At 52.0% G+C, this 15,941-nt stretch carries 15 protein-coding genes; 3 read left to right on the top strand and 12 right to left on the bottom strand.

Annotation, left to right across the window (positions count from 1 at the left end; all coding sequences use genetic code 11):
* Positions 1-24 precede the first annotated feature (24 nt).
* The 12 genes from nusB to cobO form a co-directional block, all read right to left on the bottom strand.
* Positions 25-435, bottom strand: coding sequence for a transcription antitermination factor NusB (gene nusB, locus KD147_RS09980; RefSeq protein WP_105188119.1), 411 nt, complete (start codon positions 433-435; stop codon positions 25-27).
* Between the two features lie 9 nt (positions 436-444).
* Entirely contained in the window at positions 445-909 is a 465-nt protein-coding gene (gene ribH / locus KD147_RS09985; protein WP_105188120.1) for a 6,7-dimethyl-8-ribityllumazine synthase, read from the bottom strand.
* Positions 910-1,009: 100 nt separating this feature from the next.
* Positions 1,010-2,116 carry a bifunctional 3,4-dihydroxy-2-butanone-4-phosphate synthase/GTP cyclohydrolase II gene (gene ribBA, locus KD147_RS09990; RefSeq protein WP_212547747.1) on the bottom strand — a complete coding sequence of 369 codons (1,107 nt, stop codon included), beginning with the start codon at positions 2,114-2,116 and terminating at the stop codon, positions 1,010-1,012.
* Positions 2,117-2,133: 17 nt separating this feature from the next.
* Positions 2,134-2,790 carry a riboflavin synthase gene (locus tag KD147_RS09995; protein WP_105188122.1) on the bottom strand — a complete coding sequence of 219 codons (657 nt, stop codon included), beginning with the start codon at positions 2,788-2,790 and terminating at the stop codon, positions 2,134-2,136.
* A 2-nt stretch (positions 2,791-2,792) separates the two neighbouring features.
* The gene (gene ribD, locus KD147_RS10000) at positions 2,793-3,938 is read right to left on the bottom strand and encodes a bifunctional diaminohydroxyphosphoribosylaminopyrimidine deaminase/5-amino-6-(5-phosphoribosylamino)uracil reductase RibD (RefSeq protein WP_212547748.1); all 1,146 of its coding nucleotides are present in this window, start codon (positions 3,936-3,938) and stop codon (positions 2,793-2,795) included.
* Position 3,939: 1 nt separating this feature from the next.
* Complete coding sequence (gene nrdR, locus KD147_RS10005; protein WP_212547749.1) at positions 3,940-4,389, bottom strand: transcriptional regulator NrdR; 450 nt, start codon at positions 4,387-4,389, stop codon at positions 3,940-3,942.
* A gap of 91 nt (positions 4,390-4,480) precedes the next feature.
* Positions 4,481-5,737, bottom strand: a complete 1,257-nt coding sequence (glyA, locus tag KD147_RS10010; protein WP_105188125.1) for a serine hydroxymethyltransferase — start codon at positions 5,735-5,737, stop codon at positions 4,481-4,483.
* A 194-nt stretch (positions 5,738-5,931) separates the two neighbouring features.
* Positions 5,932-9,033 (bottom strand): error-prone DNA polymerase, encoded by a 3,102-nt coding sequence (locus KD147_RS10015; RefSeq protein WP_212547750.1) that lies wholly within the window; start codon positions 9,031-9,033, stop codon positions 5,932-5,934.
* A complete protein-coding gene (locus KD147_RS10020; protein WP_212547751.1) occupies positions 9,033-10,442 on the bottom strand; it encodes a Y-family DNA polymerase in 1,410 nt (469 codons plus the stop codon). The genes KD147_RS10015 and KD147_RS10020 overlap by 1 nt, the downstream gene beginning before the upstream one ends.
* Entirely contained in the window at positions 10,443-11,150 is a 708-nt protein-coding gene (locus KD147_RS10025) for a hypothetical protein (RefSeq protein WP_212547752.1), read from the bottom strand.
* A 180-nt stretch (positions 11,151-11,330) separates the two neighbouring features.
* Complete coding sequence (locus KD147_RS10030) at positions 11,331-12,167, bottom strand: cobalamin-binding protein (RefSeq protein ID WP_212547753.1); 837 nt, start codon at positions 12,165-12,167, stop codon at positions 11,331-11,333.
* Entirely contained in the window at positions 12,167-12,763 is a 597-nt protein-coding gene (gene cobO, locus KD147_RS10035; RefSeq protein ID WP_105199726.1) for a cob(I)yrinic acid a,c-diamide adenosyltransferase, read from the bottom strand. Before cobO ends, KD147_RS10030 begins: the two co-directional genes overlap by 1 nt.
* Positions 12,764-13,056: 293 nt before the next feature.
* Here cobO and KD147_RS10040 point away from each other — a divergent pair, with 293 nt between their 5' ends.
* Genes KD147_RS10040 through KD147_RS10050 form a run of 3 tightly spaced genes read left to right on the top strand, consistent with a single transcriptional unit; the run spans position 13,057 to position 15,890 of the window.
* Positions 13,057-14,313 (top strand): SAM-dependent methyltransferase, encoded by a 1,257-nt coding sequence (locus tag KD147_RS10040; RefSeq protein ID WP_212547754.1) that lies wholly within the window; start codon positions 13,057-13,059, stop codon positions 14,311-14,313.
* Positions 14,314-14,316: 3 nt separating this feature from the next.
* The gene (locus KD147_RS10045) at positions 14,317-15,285 is read left to right on the top strand and encodes a methionyl-tRNA formyltransferase (RefSeq protein WP_105255643.1); all 969 of its coding nucleotides are present in this window, start codon (positions 14,317-14,319) and stop codon (positions 15,283-15,285) included.
* An 11-nt stretch (positions 15,286-15,296) separates the two neighbouring features.
* Positions 15,297-15,890 carry a phage tail protein gene (locus tag KD147_RS10050; protein ID WP_105255644.1) on the top strand — a complete coding sequence of 198 codons (594 nt, stop codon included), beginning with the start codon at positions 15,297-15,299 and terminating at the stop codon, positions 15,888-15,890.
* The last annotated feature ends 51 nt before the right edge of the window (positions 15,891-15,941 follow it).

The following is a 15,941-nucleotide window of genomic DNA, read 5'->3' on the forward strand; positions in this document are numbered from 1 at the left end:
CCGGCTCTCCTTGTTGTCAGGTACTTAACTACGCAGTTCCTTGACCGCCTTATCAAGCACGCCATTAACGAATTTATGGCTGTCATCGGCACCAAATGTTTTTGCCAATTCAATGCCTTCGTTAATCGCCACTTTATAAGGTACGTCTTCACGGAATTTTAACTCGTAAGCGCTCAGACGTAGAATGGCTTTCTCTACCATATCAATGTCTTCGTATGGACGTGTTAGGTGCGGAGCTAAAATGGTGTCCAACTGTTTAAAGTTAACGGCCACGCCACGTGCGAGATCTTTAAAATACTCCACATCGACCTTAGATACGTCGTTCTCAATCAACATATTCTGTTCGATGTCGGCAATGGCATTGCCACTCATTTGCCAAGAGTAAACGGCCTGGAGGGCCAATACGCGCGCTTTGCGTCTAGCTGCTGGTTTCACTGTGAACCCTTAAATTTTGTCTAAAACATTAACCATTTCTAGGGCACTTAGTGCAGCTTCGCCACCCTTGTTGCCCATTTTTGTACCGGCACGCTCAATGGCCTGCTCGATGCTTTCCGTGGTTAATACCCCAAAAGCAACCGGTACATCGTATTCTAGCGATACTTGCGCCAGACCCTTGTTCGACTCACCGGCAACCAGGTCGAAATGTGGTGTGCCACCACGAATAATTACGCCCAGAGCGATAATGGCATCGTGCTCGCCTTTAGCGGCAAGGCGTTTAGCCACAAGCGGTAACTCAACGGCGCCCGGTACATAAACCACGGTGATGTCGTCGTCACTGACGTTGCCAGTGCGCTTTAACTCATCCACCGCGCCATCAAGTAGGCTGCTGCCAATGAAGTCATTAAAACGTGAAATCACGATGGCAAATTTTTTGCCCGGTGCAAACTTGTTACCTTCAATAATTTTCATCTATAAACCTTAATTGATATTGCCAACGCGTGATGCGGGGCGAACTAGGGGTATCGCAAAATTGCCGCGCATCATACCATAACTGAAAAAAAATAGCTGCTTATTCTGGCTGTACGTAATCAACCACTTCAAGGTGGAAGCCCGACAGCGCGTGATACTTCTTCGGCATACTCATCAAGCGCATCTTGGTAATGCCCAAATCCGCTAAGATTTGTGAGCCAATACCTACGGTACGCGATGTGCCTTGAATCTTACGATGATTCGCCTGCTTACCCTCGTCTTCCATAGCAAACGCCTTCACCATGGCTTCGATGTCTTCGCTGCACTCTTGTTTGCCTAAGATCACCAAGACCCCGCCCTGCTCGGCGATATACTTCATGGCCTTGGAAAGCGTCCAGCTGCGATCGGCACCGCGATCGGAAAGCAGAATATCGTTAAAGGTGCTTTGCAGATGTACACGCACCAGAGTTGGGTCGGTAATTTCGCCCTTCACCATAGCGTAGTGCAACTGGCCGTCGATGGTGTCCTTGTAAGTCACCAGCTCAAACTCGCCATGTTCAGTCGGCAGCTTACACTGCGCCACCTTCTCTATGGTGGTTTCATTAAGGTTACGGTATTCAATCAGATCGGCAATGGTGCCCATCTTAATGCCGTGCTCTTTGGCGAACACTTCCAGTTCCGGGCGACGAGCCATGGTGCCATCCGGATTAAGGATTTCCACAATCACGGACGAAGGCTCAAGACCCGCAAGACGAGCTAGATCACAGCCTGCTTCGGTGTGACCGGCTCGAGTTAATACGCCACCCGGCTGCGCCATAATCGGGAAAATATGACCTGGCTGAACTATGTCTTCAGCAACCGCGCCTTTGGCCACGGCGGCCTGTACGGTACGGGCACGGTCGGCGGCGGAAATACCGGTTGTCACACCCTTGGCTGCCTCGATAGACATGGTGAAGTTAGTAGAGAACTGAGCGCCATTGTTTTTAACCATCAGCGGCAGGGCCAATTGCTCGCAACGCTCCTGTGTCAGCGTCAAGCAAATCAGGCCTCGGCCATAGGTCGCCATAAAGTTAATCGCATCAGCACTGATGTGCTCGGCGGCAATAATCAGGTCGCCTTCGTTTTCACGATCTTCATCGTCCATCAAGATGACCATTTTGCCATTTTTAATGTCTTCGATGATCTCCGCTGCGCTATTCAAACTCATATATTGCCCATTATGTGTTATTTGATAAATCCAGCCTGAATGAGCAGGCTTTCGGATACTGTTGATTCTGCTTTCGGAGCTTGCGCTCCTTGAATAAGGCGCTCCAAGTAACGCGCTATTTGATCGACCTCGAGATTGACCTTAGTGCCAACCTGAAATTCGGCGATCGTTGTTTGTGCCAGCGTGTGCGGCACAATCGTTAATTTAAACTGGTTACCGTCGATTTCATTGACGGTCAAACTGGCGCCGTCGATGCACACCGAGCCCTTGTAGGGAATGTACTTCATCAGCGCTTCTGGCGCCGCCAGCCAATATTCGATGGCGCGGGCATTAGGGCTGACCTTAACCACCTCGGCGATGCCATCCACATGGCCGGAAACCAAGTGTCCACCCAAGCGCGAAATCGGCTGTAGAGCCTTTTCTAAATTGACCCGCTGGCCACGCTGATAGTGCGCAAAACGGGTCAGTGACAATGTCTCTTTTGACACATCGGCACTAAAGCCATCGCTGAATTTTTCGGTGACCGTTAAGCAGACGCCATTGGTGGCGATGCTATCGCCAAGCGCCACATCACTCATGTCTAAGTTGTCACTTTGTACGCGCACGCTAAGGTCGCCATCAACCAAGGTGAGGGAGCTGAGTGTGCCCGTTGCTTCAATAATGCCTGTAAACATGGCTATTCTACTCTAAGTTGCTCTAAGGTAAGGCGAATATCCTCACCAATTGGGGTCATATCGCTAAAGTGCATGGTCGGCACCTGCGCCATTGCCGTAAATGGGCCCATATTTAACAGCCCTTTGGCATCGCTGCCCATTAATTTTGGCGCAATATAAACAATGTAGCTATCAATGAGTTGCTGCTGTGCCATGGCACCAGCCAGGGTCGCGCCCGCCTCTAGCCAGACGGAGTTAATTTCGCTCTGCGCCAGCTGTGCAAGCAAGGCATCGAGATTGACCTGGCCATTTTCAAGGCCATCGCACACCAACTCGGTTACATTGTTGGGCCACACGGGCGGTTTATCAAGCTCTTTGGGGTTAACACCTGCTGTGCTTGAGCGCACTAATAATATCTTGCCTGGCTGTTGAAAAAGCGCAAGATCCGGAGTCAGCCGATAACGGCTATCTAAGATCACCCGCAGCGGTTGACGCACCTGTGGCAACACATATTCGCTACGCTGGCTGTCGTCTAGGCGCACATTAAGCTTGGCATCGTCCATCAACACGGTATCGGCACCACTTAAGATGGCACAGTGCTGGGCACGCAATAGGTGAACATCTTTACGCGCCTCGGGGCCGGTGATCCATTTACTCTCACCATTGGCCAGAGCGGTTTTACCATCGAGGCTGGCGGCCAGCTTACAGGTGACATAGGGACGTCCGCTGCGCATGCGTTTTAAAAAGCCCAGGTTTAACTTCTCGGCTTCTTCACCAAGCAAACCGGATGCGACCTCTATGCCCGCCTCGGCGAGCATCTTCATGCCGCGGCCACTGACCTGCGGATTAGGGTCTTGCATGGCGCAGATCACTTTCGCGACCTTGGCCTTGATCAGGGCGCCGGCACAGGGGCCGGTGCGACCGGTATGACTACAGGGCTCAAGCGTAACATAGGCGGTGGCGCCTTGGGCATTATCACCCGCCGCCGCCAAGGCGTGCACTTCGGCGTGTGGAGTACCCGCCTGTTGGTGAAAACCTTCCCCTATTACTTGGCCATTTTTAACCAGAACACAGCCGACATTGGGATTGGGTGTGGTGGTGAATCGACCTTGATAAGCAAGCTCAATGGCTCGGCGCATATAGCGCTTATCGTCCGCACTGAAGGTCATCTTAATCTCCTAGGCGGGCGATTTCTTCACCGAATTCACGGATATCTTCAAACGAGCGATAGACGGAGGCAAAGCGCACATAAGCAACCTTATCTAAACCTTTCAGCGCTTCCATAATGCACTCGCCAATCAGTTGTGAACTGACTTCACGTTCACCGGTGGCGCGAATTTGTGACTTGATTTGATGCACCACTTCATCGACTTGTTCTGTTTTTACTGGTCGACGCTCTAACGCGCGGTGCAGGCCATTTTGCAGCTTGTCTTCATTAAAAGGCTCACGGGAACCATCACGCTTGATCACGCGCGGCATCACCAACTCGGCTCCTTCGAAGGTGGTAAAACGTTCGTGACACTCATTGCATTCGCGACGACGACGAACTTGGTGGCCACCACCGACCAGGCGTGAATCAATAACCTTGGTGTCTTTAGCGCTGCAGAAAGGACAATGCATAGTGAATGGGATTCCTGTAGATAACAAAAAGGCCGCAAAAATTGCGGCCTTTATCATACACAAATGTTTGTGTAATAGCTATTTCACACTGTTATGCGTAAACAGGGAACTTAGCGCAAATCGCTTTCACTTTTTCTTTCACTTGTGCCTGAACATCTGTGTTGTCGATGTTATCAAGTACGTCACAGATCCAGCCCGCTAGCTCTTTCGCTTCGGCTTCTTTGAAACCACGACGAGTGATAGCCGGAGAACCGATACGTAGACCCGAGGTTACAAACGGTGAACGTGGATCGTTTGGTACCGAGTTTTTGTTTACCGTGATGTTGGCATTGCCAAGAGCGGCATCGGCATCTTTACCCGTGATGTCTTTATCGATCAAATCAAGAAGGAACAGGTGGTTGTCGGTTTTACCCGATACTACCTTGTAGCCGCGCTCTTGTAGTACTTCAACCATGGCTTGAGCATTAGCAACAACTTGCTGCTGGTATGCTTTAAATTCAGGCTGCAGTGCTTCTTTGAAAGCAACCGCTTTAGCTGCGATTACGTGACATAGAGGACCACCCTGGCCACCTGGGAATACGGCGCTGTTTAGCTTTTTGTAGATCTCTTCATCGCCACAGTTAGACACGATTAGACCACCACGAGGACCGGCTAGCGTCTTGTGCGTTGTGGTTGTTACCACGTGTGCGTAAGGCACTGGGCTTGGGTATACGCCAGCGGCAATAAGACCGGCAACGTGAGCCATATCAACAAACAGGTAAGCACCTACTTTGTCGGCGATTTCACGGAAACGTTTCCAGTCAACGATACCTGAGTAAGCAGAGAAACCACCGATGATCATTTTCGGCTTATGCTCAAGCGCTAGCGCTTCAACCTGATCGTAATCGATTTCGCCGGTTGCTTCGTTAAGACCGTACTGGATTGCATTGTACATCTTACCTGAGAAGTTTACGTGTGCACCGTGAGTAAGGTGACCACCGTGCGCCAGGCTCATGCCTAGTACCGTATCGTGTGGCTGAAGAAGTGCCTGGAAAACAGCAGCATTTGCTTGCGAACCGGCGTGCGGTTGTACGTTTGCGTACTCGGTGCCGAATAGCTCGTTAGCACGGTCAATGGCCAGTTGCTCAACCACGTCAACATGCTCACAACCACCGTAGTAACGCTTACCAGGGTAGCCTTCTGCATATTTGTTGGTTAGTTGTGAACCCTGCGCTTCAAGTACGCGTGGGCTACAGTAGTTCTCAGAGGCGATTAGCTCGATGTGCTCTTCTTGGCGAGCTACTTCTGCGTTCATCGCATTGGCTAATTCTGGGTCAAAGTCTGCAATGTTCATGTTACGTTCTAACATGCTGTCTCCTAGGTGCAACGTGATTGTCGATATGAAAGGCCGCTATTGTACGCGTAAACGGCGCGTTTGCCTATTGGCTAAGGGTGAGGTTATTTAAACAGGGATTGAATTTTTTTCACAGCCCTAAAAGAATGATATTTTTTAATCTCACACATAAATATTTTAAATAAAAAATAAGAAGTCCATTTTTATTACTAATGAAAAAAGCGACTCTTTAGAATTAAAGCCGGTAATTTATCGCTGTGATCGATTAAGCGCCCGGCAATCACATGGACTACCCCCTGATGATGCTCCACCACCCCTTTGACCTCCAACAGACGCGCCGTTAAAAACGCCTTCTGCTGTGCCTTGGCGGTGGCCAGCCAAACCACCACATTAATATTACCGGTATCGTCTTCCAGGGTTAAAAAGGTCACCCCCGCGGCACTGCCCGGCGACTGGCGTCCGGTAACCAAACCGGCGATGGTGACACTGGCGCCATTGCGACATTGGCTTAATTCGGTGGCCTTCTTAGCATTGATAAACATCCCTTGTTGGCGTAAATAGGTTAACGGGTGCGCTCCCATGTTCACGCCCATGCTGGCGTAATCTTCCAGGGTATCCTGTATGCCACTGGGCGCCGCTAAGGCAGCCTGTGTTTCTTTCCCTTCGACGGCTTCCTGCTCAGCAAAAAGAGGTAAACGCTGCTGCTTATCCATTATGTGCCAGCGGCTGTTAAACCTGTCCTTGGCAATGGCCGCCAGGGCATTGCTGCTGGCGAGCGTTTCCAGCTCCCCTTCGAGTAAGCCATGGTGATACAGCTCGCTAATGCTGTGATAGCCCGACTTGGGGCGCTGCGCAATCAACTTGGCTGCACTTTGCGCACTGAACCCCTTGATACAGCAAAAACCCAAACGCACGGCGAAGTGCTCGCCCTGGCGTATTACCTGGTGCTCCCAGGCGGAGTGATTTACATCCACTGCCAGTATGTTTATATCGTGACGCCGAGCATCCTGCACCAGTTGGTCGAGAGAATAAAAGCCCATGGGTAAACTGTTGGCCAAGGCGCAAAAAAACACCTCAGGATAGTAGTATTTAAGATAGGCCGATACATAGGCCAAGACCGCAAAACTGGCGGAGTGGGATTCGGGAAAGCCATACTCGCCAAAGCCGCAAATTTGCTGGTAGATGCGCTCGGCAAATTGATAATCATAACCGCGCTGCAGCATGCCATCGATCAGTTTTTGTTTGAACTGGGTGAGCTCGCCGTCACGTTTCCATTTGGCCATGGCGCGGCGAAGTTGATCGGCTTCGCCGCCACTGAATCCGGCGGCGACCATGGCCACCTTGATCACCTGCTCCTGGAAAATAGGCACCCCGAGGGTGCGTTTTAACACCTGCTCCACCTGCTTGGAGGGATATTCCACCGCTTCATCACCATCGCGTCGGCGTAAATAGGGATGCACCATGTCCCCTTGAATCGGCCCGGGACGGACGATGGCAATTTGGATCACCAGGTCGTAATAACAGCATGGCTTTAAGCGCGGCAGCATACTCATTTGCGCCCGCGATTCGATTTGAAACACGCCAACGGTGTCGGCCTTTTGCAGCATTGCAAACACCTGAGGATCATCCCCTAGGCGGGTAATATCGGCAATGCTCAGTGTATGCTGATAGTGCTTTTCTAATAGCTTAAAGCTACGTTGAATGGCGCTCAACATGCCCAAGGCCAGCACATCAACCTTAAGCAGCTTCAGGCTTTCTAAATCGTTTTTATCCCACTGGATCACGGTCCGTTCGGCCATGGCGGCATTCTCAACGGGCACCAGCTCATGCAGTGGTCCTTCGGAGATCACAAAGCCACCCACATGCTGCGACAGGTGCCGAGGAAACCCTTTGATTTCATCCACTAAACGGAAAAAGTGTTGATTGATGGTCGCCTCCGGGTCGAGACCAAGCTGGATCAGCTGCGCCTGCCATTGCTCGCCACCATGGCGGCGATTGAGCTGCTTAATGTAGTAATCGAGCTGAGTATCACTAAAACCAAGGGCCTTACCCACATCGCGCATGGCACTTTTTAAGCGATAGGTGATCACGGTCGCGGCCAGGGCGGCGCGCTGACGACCATATTTTTGATAAATGTATTGGAACACTTCCTCTCGCCTTTGGTGTTCAAAGTCGACATCAATATCCGGCGGCTCGTTACGCTCTTTGGAAATAAAGCGTTCGAACAAAACATCTATCTGCCTTGGGTCGACGGCGGTAATTTCCAGGCAATAGCACACCACAGAATTCGCCGCCGAGCCGCGCCCCTGATACAAGATGTCACGGCTTTTGGCGAATTGCACTATATCGGCAATGGTCAGAAAAAAAGGCTCATACCCCTGCTCGGCGATAAGCGTTAGCTCTTTATCTATGGTGGCTTGAATCGCCGCCGGCGGCGCGCCATTGAAGCGTTGCCGTGCCCCTTGCTCAACCAAAGATTTGAGATGTTCGCTGGCACTGATGCCTGAGGGCACCAATTCGTAAGGGTACTGATAACTGAGTTCATCCAGGTTAAAGGTGCAACTTTTAGCGATTTGTTCGCTCACTGCCAACTGGGCCGGACTAAAGAGCTTCGCCAACTTGTCCTGAGTGCGCAAAGCCCGCTCGGCATTGGCCAATAACGCCTGACCTAACGAGGATACGGTTTGCCCTTGCTTAATGGCACTGAGCACATGCTGCAAAGGCAGACGCTCTGGCGTGTGCATTAACACGGCACCAAGCGCCACTTCCTTGATCTGCCATTGCCGGCTCAGGGTTCGTACATAGGCCAATTGCTCAGGTTCAAAGCCATTGAGCTCGCGGCGCACGCCTAAGTAGAGGTGTTCGCCGTAATGACGTTGCAGCCAGGGTCCCCACTTTTTATCCGCCGCTTTCGCTGCTTCACTGCGCCCGTGTACAAGCCAGATCAGGATGCAGCCCTTCAGGGTTTTTAAATCCCATTCACTGAGTTGGTAGCGGCCTTTTTCACAGCGCCTGCGAGCATTGGTGATCACCCGACAGAGCTGGCTGTACGCCGACTTGCTGGGGCACAGCACCACGAGCTCTAATTGCTCATAACAAAGGTAACTGCCAACAATCAGCTTAATGGGCAATTGATGCGCTTTGATGTGACTGTGTGCCCTGACCACCCCCGCGACCGAGCATTCATCGCATAAGGCCAGGGCACTGTAACCCAGCTCTGCCGCCCTGCCTACCAGCTCTTCCGGGTGTGAGGCACCGGTTAAAAAGCTAAAGTTGCTTTGACAAAATAGTTCACTATACGAGCCAGCCATCAGGCAAAGTACCCCTGTATAAACCAGTCCTTGTGTTTATCCCTAAACACCCAGCACAACTGGCCGCGACTGTTTTCAGCGATATAATAATCGCGCTCTAACTGCTCCCGCTGCCACCAATGACTTTGAATCCGCTCCGGGCCGCGTAATAAACATAATTGCTCCTGCAAAGGCGTGGGCGTGATCATAAAATTGGGTCGCAATAGGGCCTGCGCCGATGCCGCCATATCTTCTTGATAAGGATGCAAGGTGTCCTCCTGCACCTGAGTAAATTCGGGAATATGAGCGCGTCCCGGTTGCAGACGATAGCAGTGCTGCTGCCCTAAACGGGCATTGAGCATATTCAGCAATTGCTGTTTAGCCAGCCCTTGCTGGCGTTTGGCAAAAAGGTTTTCGCTGTGGCCGTCGGCGCTGACTAATTCCTCGCACTGTAAACGGGTGGCGATGACCGGCGCTGCTAAGTGTAAAGCCGCCAACTTAATGTCCAGCAAGGCCAGCCAGGGAGCCAATTGCCCTTGAGGCTCAACACTGTCTAACAATAATTGCTGTGTTGGTTGCTCACGAAAAAACAAGCTAAAAGTGAGGCGTTGAGTATGCAATTGATGCTGACGCAAATAGCGACACAGGCGCTCGCATAACTGAGTTAACGGCAGCAATAACCGCGCACAGTCATCGATTTCAAAATTCAGCTCCTGACTCTCGCTAAAGCTCTGTGTCGGTTGGTACAAGCGATAATAGCCCGACTTTTTCGCCAGGCTCGCATGGGGCAACTGCCCCTGTAGGCGAGTTAAATAATCCACCACTTCATAATGAAAGCGCTGACGCAACTGATGTATGGGTAAGGCCTGAAGCTGCTGTACTTGCTCAATTCCTAGGCGCGCCAATTGCTGTTTATACTCGGCTCCAAGCAAGAGACTCGATATCCCAACCCGAGCCAGGTGCTGCTGGCAAACGCTTGCATCATCACTAATAAAGTTCAACCTTTCGCGGGCCAGCACCTCAGCCGCCTCCATGCTCGCCCCCGAGGCATAATAAAAGTGCGGTACAAAAGCACGAATGACTGGCTCTAAGGCGCGAAAAAGCTGTTCACTGCTAGGGTAGAGCGCCCGCATACTGGTGGCCACAAAGATCAGGCAATCACTGCTGGCAAATATAATATCGCCACAGACTTGATAGCAGTGCGCCGCGAGCTCTTGCAATAATTGCCGCTCCAACTCAGGCTCATAGGGATACACTTGCAAGGTGGCGCACAGCGCTGCGGCACTGGCCAGCCCCATGCCCAGGCGCACACCCAGACGCTGCGCCGCAGCATTTACTTGCACCACATGCTCTTTGGCCACCAAGACCGCCGGCTCCTGCAACTGCCGACGCTGCAATTGCAAGTGCGCACAATACACAGCCAAATACATTTACCCTACCTCACAGTGCTGGGCAGCCGGTTGCAGCTGTGCCATAGATGATGCCATTTTTTTGTGGCTATGGCGGAGAAAGGGCCAGAGTTGCACCTTGCTCAGGGTCACCTCGCCACGGGCAAAACGACCCTGTTGACGCAATAAGGTAATCTGTAACCCTTGTTGCTGCTGTTGTAAACGCATGCTTAATTGCACCGGTAAGGCCGAGCTTTGACATTGATAATCCACCAGCACCAAGAGCGCCTGCGAGCGCTGGCACGCCAGGCTAAAACGACGCGCCTGAGTAAAAGACAAGCCCTGATGCCACAGCCAGACCAAGGCGCAACTGCTGCTGCGGCTACATTGTTCGGCGGCCCACAGCGCGTGCGCCGTGCTTTGCGGGCGTAAAATCAGTAAGCGAGCAGGAGCAACACCTTGGGCAAGCAACCATTGGATACAGGGCTCCGCCGGCGGATTAATGAGCACCACTAGGCCTTGCTCACGCGCCTTCACCAGTGCCCCCTGTAGCAGGGTAAACTCACCGATGGCCGGCTCACTGCTCAGATGGATCACCCCACTGTGCGGCCACCCGCCGCCGAGCAGCCGATCCAGGGCCGAAAAGCCACTGCTCAGGCACGGCTCATCTTTCTCCGACACACAGCCACGCTCTTGATTAGCGCTGAAGATCAGTCCTTGATGGTGCATCGCTGCTAAAGTTGTGTTCATCCACACCACCTGAAAAATACTGTATATAAATACAGTATAAATGATTTTCGCGGATGCACAAAGGATCGATTTTATTCGAGCAAAAAGACAGGTGCAGAGGCTTGCCAGGAGGAGGAAAACAAAAAAGCCCAGCGTGTTGGGCTGGGCTTGTAAGAAACTGAAGAAGCTAAAAACACCTTATTACGAATTAATAGCCAGGCATAGTTTGCTAATACCGTCGAGTATTCGGGTGCTGTAGCGATGCAGCAAATCAGCGTCGATGGCGCGGATCGCTTTATTTTGTACCGCCGGGATCATGCCCCATTGTTGCCAATGCTGGGTCTGTTCAGCGGCATTTTTTTCACTGCTTAAAACAATAATATCCGGCTTTGCCAGAGCGACATTTTCGACGCTTACCTGCGGATAGTCGGTGCTGTTATCGGCAAACACATTCTCGCCGCCACACAGGGTAATCGCCTTGCCAATCAAGGTGTTGTTATTGACCGTCATCATGGGCGCCGACCAAAGCTGATAAAACACCTTGGGTCTTTGTTCCTCGGAGCGCTGATAATCGTGTTGCAAGCGCTCATAACCTTGCTCGAATTGTGCGGCCACCCACTCGCTCTGGGCCACATTACCGGTGAGCTTTCCTAGTTGTCGCAACTCGGTGGCAATGTCCTCCACCCCTTGTATGTTACTGATATACAAGGGCACCCCTAAGCGTTCCAGGGTTTCCACATCGGCGGCCTTATTGCCGCCTTGCCACACCACTACCAAGGTGGGTTTTAATGCCAGTATTTTCTCTATTTGCACCCCGTAATAGCCGCCGACACGAGGCAAGGCCTTGGCTTGCTCCGGGTAGTCGGCATGATCGACGCTGGCCACTAGGTGCTCGCCGGCGCCTATGGCATAGAGGTTTTCCACTATATGGGGAGAAAGGGCGACAATACGCTGCTGTACCGCCGTAGGCTCTTCACTTGCAGCCGTACTGGCAAAAAAGAACACCGTAAAGGTCGCTAACCAGCGAGAAATGGCCATTAGTAATCAAACCCTGCGCGTGCCTTAATCCCGGCATCGAAGGCGTGTTTCACATTGCGCACCTCACTGACGGTGTCGGCAAGCTCCACTAAACGACGATGGGCACCGCGCCCGGTGACGATCACAGATTGCATTTTCGGTCGATTTGCCAGCGCCTCCAGTACCTCATCTAAATCGATATAGTCGTAGGTCAACATATAGGTGAGCTCATCAAGCAGGACCAGATCTAGGCTCTCATCGGCAAGAAATTGCTTGGCCTGTTGCCAGGTTGCCTGCGCCGCCTGAGTGTCGGCCTCACGGTTTTGCGTCTCCCAGGTAAAACCGGTTTTCATCACCGCGAAGGGCACCCCCACCTGCTCCAGCAGGTTGCGCTCGCCACACTCCCACAGGCCCTTAATAAACTGTACTACCGCCGCTTTTTGCCCATGACCGACACAGCGTGCCACGGTACCAAAGCCCGAGGTCGACTTGCCCTTGCCATTGCCGGTGATCACCTGCAATATGCCCTGCTCCGTTTGCGCCTGCTCAATACGCTTATCCACTTCGGCCTTTACTTTTTGTTGGCGCTTTTGATGCTGCGCATTTTTATCCGTCATGCTACGACTCCATGAACTAAATTATATTACTGATATCAAGGTGCTACTCTCACCTGCTCGACACCGCCATGCAACCGATTCACCCCACGCATAGTTAATTGCGGGAATAATGACAATATCGCAATGGCCAAGGTGCCCATATTCTACCCCGTTTTATGAATGCGGGCGGCAAATATCAAAAAATGGCAACTAAGTCTTTATTATTAGGTGAAATATTTCATCTGATTACAAATAGTGGTAATCCCGCAACTCGCGACTAGGCTTGATTAAAGGGCAATAAACGGAACCTTGTCATGCACGCCTATAAAGATCAACAATCCACAGCCAATAGTAATCAATCTCCCCTGTCAGACGGCAGTATTGCCGGCTTGTTCGCCCACCAGCAACAACGCAGTTTACTAAAGCAACAGCTCAGCACCCAAGTTTTACCAACACTCACAAAAAAAGAACTACAAACACTTAACGCCGGCACCGCTGCCACCATTTTGCAAGCACATAAACCAAGCCGCGAGTTGGTTACCCCGCTTTTTAATTCGCTTTTTACGGCCTATAACGCCGTCTATCAACACGCCGATATTGCCAAGGCCGAGCGCAGCCAGCAGTTTATCAGTAAGCACGGCCTGGTGATGGCGCCGGATCACTGTATTCACACCATTAAAGATGGCTTACGGGTGAGCGCCTATATGCGCGCCATTGACAAGGCCATCACCGCCTTATTTGGTGGCGGCCAGGAAAAAATCTTTATCGCCTACCCCGCCTGCGGCCCCTTTGCTCCTTTATTGTTGCCGCTGTTAAGTCACTATCAACGCCAAGGCATAAGTGGCGAGCGGCTGCGCATCACTCTTATCGATATTCAACCCGGGGCCATCGCCTCACTGCATAAGCTGATCACCGAGTTGGGGCTGCAAGAATACATACAGCAAATGTATTGTGGTGATGCCTGTGCTTACAACGCCCCAATGCTCTTCGATCTGGTCATTGTCGAGGCCATGCAACATGGCTTTAGTCGGGAAGGACACTTCGCCATTGCCCATCATTTTGCTCAGCAGTTAAGTAACAATGGTTACCTTATTCCGCAGCAGGTCGATGTTCACGCCATGCTCAATATAGCCCAGCTTGAGTATGTGGAGCAGTGGCGCAATGAGGGTCTCAGTGCCCAGCAACTCAGTGAAAAATTGGCGGCCATTAGCCAACAACGCACCGAGCTCGGCGTGGTCATGTCGATCACGGCACAAAGCCTCAGGGCCATAGCTCCTAGCCAGATTGAACAACAAGCACTGCTTGGTGCCGCTACCTTGGTTCTGCCTCAGCTCGCCGAGCATGCCAATAAACAAACCCTGAGTCTGTACACCCAGATCAGCTTATTCGCCGATGAGCGACTCGGGCTGTATGACTCGGGGATCACCCATCCGCTTCCAGATCTCAGTGTCTGCATCAACTTTATCCCACGCGATCCGCAGGCGGATGACACCTTGGCAAATTCTGGCGACACCCTGAAGTTTTACTACAGTTTAAGCGGTCTTCCCGGCTTTTTGGTCATTAAGGAATAGGCAATGAAGGAACAACCCAGGACTCTTGTGTATGCCAGCAGCCTGTTTGCCTGGCCCTGTATTGAGGCGCTATTTGCCACTGAGCAGCTTGTCGGGGTGATCACCCCGGACCCGCAAACATTGGGGCACAGACAAGAGCCTTTGCTGCAGCTGTTGAATCAACTGCAAGCCAATGGCATTCCCTTTGAAGTGGTATGCAAGGAGAAGCTGCATTTAATTCCCAGCCACTTACCGCACTTTAACGCCGATCTTGCCCTGTGCCTGGGCTTTAGTCATTTATTACCGCAACCGGTACTCGAACATTACCGGTTAGGAATTTATAACTGCCATGCCTCTCCATTGCCCGCTTACGGGGGAAGCGACCCCATCTATTGGCAGCTGCGCAACCAAGAAACCCACAGCGCCCTGACCTGGCATGCCATGAACGAGCACTTCGATAGCGGCGACATTCTGCTGCAGCTGCCGCTGCCCCTTAGCAATCAAGATACCTATGCCAGTTTGGTTCAGCGCTTCGCTTATTTGGCTCTTAGCAGCCTGGAACAGCTTTTTCACCAGCTCACAACCGCTATGGTCGCACCGCCGCCACAGGGACAAAGAGCAGACCAAACAAGTGCTGTGCCGGAATTTATCGCACTGGATTTTAGTGCCCTCACCGCGGCGCAAATTGAGGCGCTCACACGCGCTCATAATGGTCACTATGGTCGGGTGCTGCTCAATATTAAAGGTATGGCGGTCGAGCTTATTCAAGTCAGCCTGGCCGATTACCCGGGCTATGGCACGGCACCGGGCACCATAGTGATGATTTCCTCGACGCAGGGACTGGTCGTTAATACGCAGGATGGTTGTATCCGCCTGGATATTGTCGCCTGCGAATTAGGCGTTATGAGCGCCGAACGTTTAGCACAATTAATTTACCTCGATGCCGGTGAGCAGCTGCAACGCCCACCGCACCCAATACAACAGCAAGTATAAGGACAACTACCATGGACCCCTTTATCGCTCAAATTCAGCCCTTTGGTTTTAACTTTGCACCAAGAAACTGGGCCACCTGTGATGGGCAATTGCTGCCTATCACCGAGTACACTGCGCTCTTCTCGTTAGTAGGCACCAACTTTGGCGGCGATGGTCGCACTAACTTTGCACTGCCCGACCTGCGCGGCAGAACCGCGGTGAGCCAAGGCTCTGGACCGGGTCTTACGCCTTGGACCATGGGCCAAAAGCGCGGTGCGGAAACACATATCTTATCGGTGAACGAGCTTCCAGCTCATACCGCCGAGGCTAACCTTAACGGCGTAACGGGAACCCTGAGCGCCACCACGGATGGCGGCACCACGGAAACGCCGCAAGCTGGCTATGTACTTGCAACGACCGTAGCCGGAGATAGCCGCAGTGATACCCCGGAAAAAATCTATGCCCCCAGCAACAGCGCTACCGAGGTCGCACTAGGGGGGGTCACCCTCAGCGGCAGCGCCCCGGTACAGAGCCCGGGCAATAGCCAGGCCTTTAATATCAGCCAACCCAGCCTTGGAGTGAATTACTCCATGGCGTTAGAGGGTATTTATCCATCCAGAAGCTAGACTGTTTTATCAACAGGAAGTAACTCGGTGGCGTCACAAGGCGCCACCCTT

The organism is Pseudoalteromonas sp. BDTF-M6, from assembly GCF_018334135.1.
Taxonomy (GTDB): Bacteria; Pseudomonadota; Gammaproteobacteria; order Enterobacterales; family Alteromonadaceae; genus Pseudoalteromonas.

Bases quoted from the DNA above. Each gene is read 5' to 3' on its own strand.
- ribH (WP_105188120.1), bottom strand. From the start codon at position 909: ATGAAAATTATTGAAGGTAACAAGTTTGCACCGGGCAAAAAATTTGCC.
- ribBA (WP_212547747.1), bottom strand. From the start codon at position 2,116: ATGAGTTTGAATAGCGCAGCGGAGATCATCGAAGACATTAAAAATGGC.
- KD147_RS09995 (WP_105188122.1), bottom strand. From the start codon at position 2,790: ATGTTTACAGGCATTATTGAAGCAACGGGCACACTCAGCTCCCTCACC.
- ribD (WP_212547748.1), bottom strand. From the start codon at position 3,938: ATGACCTTCAGTGCGGACGATAAGCGCTATATGCGCCGAGCCATTGAG.
- nrdR (WP_212547749.1), bottom strand. From the start codon at position 4,389: ATGCATTGTCCTTTCTGCAGCGCTAAAGACACCAAGGTTATTGATTCA.
- glyA (WP_105188125.1), bottom strand. From the start codon at position 5,737: ATGTTAGAACGTAACATGAACATTGCAGACTTTGACCCAGAATTAGCC.
- KD147_RS10015 (WP_212547750.1), bottom strand. From the start codon at position 9,033: ATGGCTGGCTCGTATAGTGAACTATTTTGTCAAAGCAACTTTAGCTTT.
- KD147_RS10020 (WP_212547751.1), bottom strand. From the start codon at position 10,442: ATGTATTTGGCTGTGTATTGTGCGCACTTGCAATTGCAGCGTCGGCAG.
- KD147_RS10025 (WP_212547752.1), bottom strand. From the start codon at position 11,150: ATGAACACAACTTTAGCAGCGATGCACCATCAAGGACTGATCTTCAGC.
- KD147_RS10030 (WP_212547753.1), bottom strand. From the start codon at position 12,167: ATGGCCATTTCTCGCTGGTTAGCGACCTTTACGGTGTTCTTTTTTGCC.
- cobO (WP_105199726.1), bottom strand. From the start codon at position 12,763: ATGACGGATAAAAATGCGCAGCATCAAAAGCGCCAACAAAAAGTAAAG.
- KD147_RS10040 (WP_212547754.1), top strand. From the start codon at position 13,057: ATGCACGCCTATAAAGATCAACAATCCACAGCCAATAGTAATCAATCT.
- KD147_RS10045 (WP_105255643.1), top strand. From the start codon at position 14,317: ATGAAGGAACAACCCAGGACTCTTGTGTATGCCAGCAGCCTGTTTGCC.
- KD147_RS10050 (WP_105255644.1), top strand. From the start codon at position 15,297: ATGGACCCCTTTATCGCTCAAATTCAGCCCTTTGGTTTTAACTTTGCA.